This is a genomic window from Klenkia sp. AC732, from assembly GCF_979256525.1.
In genome coordinates this window covers 1-716 of sequence record NZ_CEEDOS010000093.1, presented here as the reverse complement: position 1 = coordinate 716, position 716 = coordinate 1, and the positions used below count along the sequence as shown (strand labels likewise).

1 protein-coding gene is annotated in these 716 nt (G+C 70.3%); it reads left to right on the top strand.

What is annotated here, in order from left to right; all coding sequences use genetic code 11:
• Positions 1 to 87: 87 nt before the first annotated feature.
• On the top strand, positions 88 to 648 hold the full coding sequence (locus AC0IVP_RS21820; RefSeq protein ID WP_471759268.1) for a hypothetical protein: 561 nt from the start codon (positions 88 to 90) through the stop codon (positions 646 to 648).
• Positions 649 to 716 lie beyond the last annotated feature (68 nt).

The following is a 716-nucleotide window of genomic DNA, read 5'->3' as shown; positions in this document are numbered from 1 at the left end:
AGACAGACCGGTGGGGGCCCGCGCGTCCTCACGCGCCGGCCCCCACCGGTCGGGCGCCGGCGCGTGACCGGTGGCACCATCCAGGCGGTGAAGACCTGGCTCGACTCCTGGCCGCTGTACCGCCAGCTGACCGGTGACGACCCCCTGGGTCGCGGTCACTCGGCGCGGAGCAAGGCGACCGAACACACCACCAGCCGGACGGCGACCGCCGACCGGGTGGTCAAGTCCATCTGCCCCTACTGCGCGGTGGGCTGCGGCCAGCGGGTGTTCGTCAAGGACGAGCAGATCGTGCAGATCGAGGGCGACCCGGACTCCCCGGTCAGCCGCGGACGCCTCTGCCCCAAGGGCAGCGCGAGCAAGTCCCTGGTCACCTCCCCGACCCGGACGACGACGGTCAAGTACCGCCGTCCCTACGGCACGGAGTGGGAGGACCTGGAGCTCGACGTCGCGATGGAGATGATCGCCGACCGGGTGCTCGCCGCCCGGGAGGAGGGCTGGCAGGAGTTCGACGGTGACCAGCGGGTCAACCGCACCATGGGGCTGGCCAGCCTCGGTGGCGCGACGCTGGACAACGAAGAGAACTACCTGATGAAGAAGCTGTACAGCGCCATGGGGGCCATCCAGATCGAGAACCAGGCCCGCATATAGCACTCCGCCACGGTGCCCGGTCTGGGTGCCACGTACGGCCGCGGTGGGGCCACGAACTTCCAGCAGGA